Raw genomic sequence first — 5,633 nt, forward strand, 5'->3', positions numbered from 1 at the left:
TCGGGTGCGTCCGTTCCTTGAGAACTCAACAGCGTGCACTATGTTCAATGCCAATTTATTGAACCCCGGTCATCTTCGGATGACGGGATTCCTTTGATTGATGGACAATTTGATTTTCGAGTCAGTTGTTTCTCTGTCAGAGATTGAACTCCCTGGCACTTTCGGGTGTTGGGAACCATTTTTTTTGGAGAGTTTGATCCTGGCTCAGGACGAACGCTGGCGGCGTGCTTAACACATGCAAGTCGAACGATGAAGCTGGAGCTTGCTCTGGTGGATTAGTGGCGAACGGGTGAGTAACACGTGAGTAACCTGCCCTGGACTCTGGGATAAGCGTTGGAAACGACGTCTAATACCGGATAGGACCTCGGATCGCATGATCTGGGGTGGAAAGTTTTTCGGTCTGGGATGGACTCGCGGCCTATCAGCTTGTTGGTGAGGTAATGGCTCACCAAGGCGTCGACGGGTAGCCGGCCTGAGAGGGTGACCGGCCACACTGGGACTGAGACACGGCCCAGACTCCTACGGGAGGCAGCAGTGGGGAATATTGCACAATGGGCGCAAGCCTGATGCAGCAACGCCGCGTGCGGGATGACGGCCTTCGGGTTGTAAACCGCTTTTAGTAAGGAAGAAGGGGCTTCGGCCTTGACGGTACTTGCAGAAAAAGGACCGGCTAACTACGTGCCAGCAGCCGCGGTAATACGTAGGGTCCGAGCGTTGTCCGGAATTATTGGGCGTAAAGAGCTCGTAGGCGGTTTGTCGCGTCTGCTGTGAAAACTAGAGGCTCAACCTCTAGCCTGCAGTGGGTACGGGCAGACTTGAGTGCGGTAGGGGAGAATGGAATTCCTGGTGTAGCGGTGGAATGCGCAGATATCAGGAGGAACACCGATGGCGAAGGCAGTTCTCTGGGCCGTAACTGACGCTGAGGAGCGAAAGCGTGGGGAGCGAACAGGATTAGATACCCTGGTAGTCCACGCCGTAAACGTTGGGCGCTAGATGTGGGGACCTTTCCACGGTTTCCGTGTCGTAGCTAACGCATTAAGCGCCCCGCCTGGGGAGTACGGCCGCAAGGCTAAAACTCAAAGGAATTGACGGGGGCCCGCACAAGCGGCGGAGCATGCGGATTAATTCGATGCAACGCGAAGAACCTTACCAAGGCTTGACATACACGAGAACGGGCCAGAAATGGTCAACTCTTTGGACACTCGTGAACAGGTGGTGCATGGTTGTCGTCAGCTCGTGTCGTGAGATGTTGGGTTAAGTCCCGCAACGAGCGCAACCCTCGTCGCATGTTGCCAGCACGTAATGGTGGGAACTCATGTGAGACTGCCGGGGTCAACTCGGAGGAAGGTGGGGATGACGTCAAATCATCATGCCCCTTATGTCTTGGGCTTCACGCATGCTACAATGGCCGGTACAAAGGGCTGCGATGTCGTAAGGCGGAGCGAATCCCAAAAAGCCGGTCTCAGTTCGGATTGAGGTCTGCAACTCGACCTCATGAAGTCGGAGTCGCTAGTAATCGCAGATCAGCAACGCTGCGGTGAATACGTTCCCGGGCCTTGTACACACCGCCCGTCAAGTCATGAAAGTCGGTAACACCCGAAGCCGGTGGCCTAACCCTTGTGGAGGGAGCCGTCGAAGGTGGGATCGGTGATTAGGACTAAGTCGTAACAAGGTAGCCGTACCGGAAGGTGCGGCTGGATCACCTCCTTTCTAAGGAGCAACTCGGAAGCCTTCGGGTTTTCGCAGTGCGCCAGATCAGACCGAACGTGTCTGCTGGTTGCTCATGGGTGGAACATTGACATAGGTGCTCGTCTGAATGGTTCAGACCTAGTACGCCTCACTTGTGGGGTTGGAACGGTGGGGGCCGGCCGGTCGGGCACGTGCACGCTGTTGGGTCCTGAGGGACCGGACAACTTCCTGGGTTTCGGCCTGGGGGTGATGGTTTCTTCAGACCTTCACGATGCCGATGGTTTCTGATTCGGTGGGTGTGGGGGTTCTGGCCGTCTGTTGAGAACTACATAGTGGACGCGAGCATCTTAGATTGACGCTCCTTCGGGAGTGTTGATCACAAAAGGTGTAGTCAGATGTCGCCTTCGGGTGGTGTCTGGCTCATCATTGGTCAATCTCGTACCCTTCGGGGTGCGCGATCGATTCGAACTCATGTGATTTCAAGTTTCTAAGAGCAAACGGTGGATGCCTTGGCATCTGGAGCCGAAGAAGGACGTCGTAATCTGCGATAAGCCTCGGGGAGCTGATAAACGAGCTGTGATCCGAGGATTTCCGAATGGGGAAACCCCGCCAGGCCCTTTGGGTGACCTGGTGACTCCCGCCTGAATATATAGGGCGGGTAGAGGGAACGTGGGGAAGTGAAACATCTCAGTACCCACAGGAAGAGAAAACAACCGTGATTCCGTGAGTAGTGGCGAGCGAAAGCGGAAGAGGCTAAACCGGTCATGTGTGATACCCGGCAGGGGTTGCATGATCGGGGTTGTGGGACCTTTCGGACTGTACTGCCGTGCAGTCACGGTGACGCGTCAGGTATAGACGAACCGCATTGAAAGGCGGACCGGAGTGGGTGTGAGTCCCGTAGTCGAAATGCCTGGCCGGCCGGAGAGGTATCCCAAGTAGCGCGGGGCCCGAGAAATCCCGCGTGAATCTGTCAGGACCACCTGATAAGCCTAAATACTCCCAGATGACCGATAGCGGACAAGTACCGTGAGGGAAAGGTGAAAAGTACCCCGGGAGGGGAGTGAAATAGTACCTGAAACCGTTTGCTTACAAACCGTTGGAGCCTCCTTGTTGGGGTGACAGCGTGCCTTTTGAAGAATGAGCCTGCGAGTTAGTGATCTGTGGCGAGGTTAACCCGTGTGGGGCAGCCGTAGCGAAAGCGAGTCTGAATAGGGCGATTCAGTCGCAGGTCCTAGACCCGAAGCGAAGTGATCTATCCATGGCCAGGTTGAAGCGACGGTAAGACGTCGTGGAGGACCGAACCCACTTCAGTTGAAAATGGAGGGGATGAGCTGTGGATAGGGGTGAAAGGCCAATCAAACTTCGTGATAGCTGGTTCTCTCCGAAATGCATTTAGGTGCAGCGTTGCGTGTTTCTTGCCGGAGGTAGAGCTACTGGATGGCCGATGGGCCTCAACAGGTTACTGACGTCAGCCAAACTCCGAATGCCGGTAAGTGAGAGCGCAGCAGTGAGACGGTGGGGGATAAGCTTCATCGTCGAGAGGGAAACAACCCAGACCACCAACTAAGGTCCCTAAGCGCGTGCTAAGTGGGAAAGGATGTGGAGTTGCACAGACAACCAGGAGGTTGGCTTAGAAGCAGCCACCCTTGAAAGAGTGCGTAATAGCTCACTGGTCAAGTGATTCCGCGCCGACAATGTAACGGGGCTCAAGCACGCCACCGAAGTTGTGGCATTGACATTTGTGGTAGGCCTTCGTGGTCCAGCCGTGTTGATGGGTAGGAGAGCGTCGTGTGCCGGGTGAAGCGGCGGTGGAAACCAGCCGTGGACGGCACACGAGTGAGAATGCAGGCATGAGTAGCGAAAGACGGGTGAGAAACCCGTCCTCCGGAAGACCAAGGGTTCCAGGGTCAAGCTAATCTGCCCTGGGTAAGTCGGGACCTAAGGCGAGGCCGACAGGCGTAGTCGATGGACAACGGGTTGATATTCCCGTACCGGCGAAGAACCGCCCACATGAAATCAGGAGTGCTAAGCATCCCAAGACGCGTGGATCCCTTCGGGGACGATCGTGAGGCGGCATGCGACCCCATCTGGTGGAGTGAGCGTATTAACAGGTGTGACGCAGGAAGGTAGCCCAGCCCGGGCGATGGTTGACCCGGGGCAAGCGTGTAGGCCGAGCGATAGGCAAATCCGTCGCTCATCAAGGCTGAGACGCGATGCGGATGAAAAGTGGGTGATCCTATGCTGCCGAGAAAAGCATCGACGCGAGGTTCCAGCCGCCCGTACCCCAAACCGACTCAGGTGGTCAGGTAGAGAATACTAAGGAGATCGAGAGAATCGTGGTTAAGGAACTCGGCAAAATGCCCCCGTAACTTCGGGAGAAGGGGGGCCTGAGGCGTATTAGGACTTGCTCCGAAAGCGTTTGAAGGCCGCAGAGACCAGTGGGAAGCGACTGTTTACTAAAAACACAGGTCCGTGCCAAGTCGCAAGACGATGTATACGGACTGACGCCTGCCCGGTGCTGGAAGGTTAAGAGGACCGGTTAGCCGCAAGGCGAAGCTGAGAATTTAAGCCCCAGTAAACGGCGGTGGTAACTATAACCATCCTAAGGTAGCGAAATTCCTTGTCGGGTAAGTTCCGACCTGCACGAATGGCGTAACGACTTCCCAGCTGTCTCAACCGCGAACTCGGCGAAATTGCATTACGAGTAAAGATGCTCGTTACGCGCAGAAGGACGGAAAGACCCCGTGACCTTTACTACAGCTTGGTATTGGTGTTCGGTGTGGCTTGTGTAGGATAGGTGGGAGACTGTGAAGCTGGCACGCTAGTGTCGGTGGAGTCATTGTTGAAATACCACTCTGGTCACTCTGGATATCTAACTTCGAACCGTGATCCGGTTCAGGGACAGTGCCTGGTGGGTAGTTTAACTGGGGCGGTTGCCTCCCAAAAAGTAACGGAGGCGCCCAAAGGTTCCCTCAACCTGGTTGGCAATCAGGTGGCGAGTGTAAGTGCACAAGGGAGCTTGACTGTGAGACTGACAGGTCGAGCAGGGACGAAAGTCGGGACTAGTGATCCGGCAGTGGCTTGTGGAAGCGCTGTCGCTCAACGGATAAAAGGTACCTCGGGGATAACAGGCTGATCTTGCCCAAGAGTCCATATCGACGGCATGGTTTGGCACCTCGATGTCGGCTCGTCGCATCCTGGGGCTGGAGTAGGTCCCAAGGGTTGGGCTGTTCGCCCATTAAAGCGGTACGCGAGCTGGGTTTAGAACGTCGTGAGACAGTTCGGTCCCTATCCTCTGCGCGCGCAGGAAATTTGAGAGGATCTGACCCTAGTACGAGAGGACCGGGTTGGACGAACCTCTGGTGTGCCAGTTGTTCCGCCAGGAGCACCGCTGGTTAGCTACGTTCGGAATGGATAACCGCTGAAAGCATCTAAGCGGGAAGCCGGCCTCAAGATGAGATTTCCATCCCTTCGGGGGAGAGGCTCCCAGCCAGACGACTGGGTTGATAGGCCGGATGTGGAAGACAGGACTAACGACTGTCGGAGCTGACCGGTACTAATAAGCCGATAACTTGATAATCACTACACTCACACGATTTGAACTCATTCAAGTAAAGGCCGTGTGCGTGGCCTGAGATTTCTCGCGTCCACTCTGTGGTTCCCTTCAGACGGAAACACACGTAATTCAACACGACCCCCACCACGGTGAGGGGTCCACCGAAACCACCAACCCCACACCCCGTGTGTGGCCACGTTGGTCCTAGAGTTTCGGCGGCCATAGCGCGAGGGAAACGCCCGGACACATTCCGAACCCGGAAGCTAAGACTCGCAGCGCCGATGGTACTGCAGGGGGGACCCTGTGGGAGAGTAGGACACCGCCGGACAAACATTACGAAGAGCCGCCCACCACGTGGGCGGCTCTTCGCCTTTAACACGAACCACCA

At 55.8% G+C, this 5,633-nt stretch carries 3 rRNA genes; all 3 read left to right on the forward strand.

What is annotated here, in order from left to right:
- Nucleotides 1-181: 181 nt before the first annotated feature.
- Nucleotides 182-1,710: ribosomal RNA gene (locus tag ACFVAJ_RS21640) — 16S ribosomal RNA — on the forward strand.
- Nucleotides 1,711-2,166: 456 nt separating this feature from the next.
- A 23S ribosomal RNA gene (locus ACFVAJ_RS21645) occupies nucleotides 2,167-5,269 on the forward strand.
- A gap of 187 nt (nucleotides 5,270-5,456) precedes the next feature.
- Nucleotides 5,457-5,573, forward strand: a 5S ribosomal RNA gene (gene rrf, locus ACFVAJ_RS21650).
- The 16S, 23S and 5S rRNA genes sit together here, the layout of an rRNA operon.
- Nucleotides 5,574-5,633 lie beyond the last annotated feature (60 nt).

It is taken from the genome of Agromyces sp. NPDC057679 (assembly GCF_042799635.1).
In the GTDB taxonomy this organism is placed as follows: Bacteria; Actinomycetota; Actinomycetes; order Actinomycetales; family Microbacteriaceae; genus Agromyces.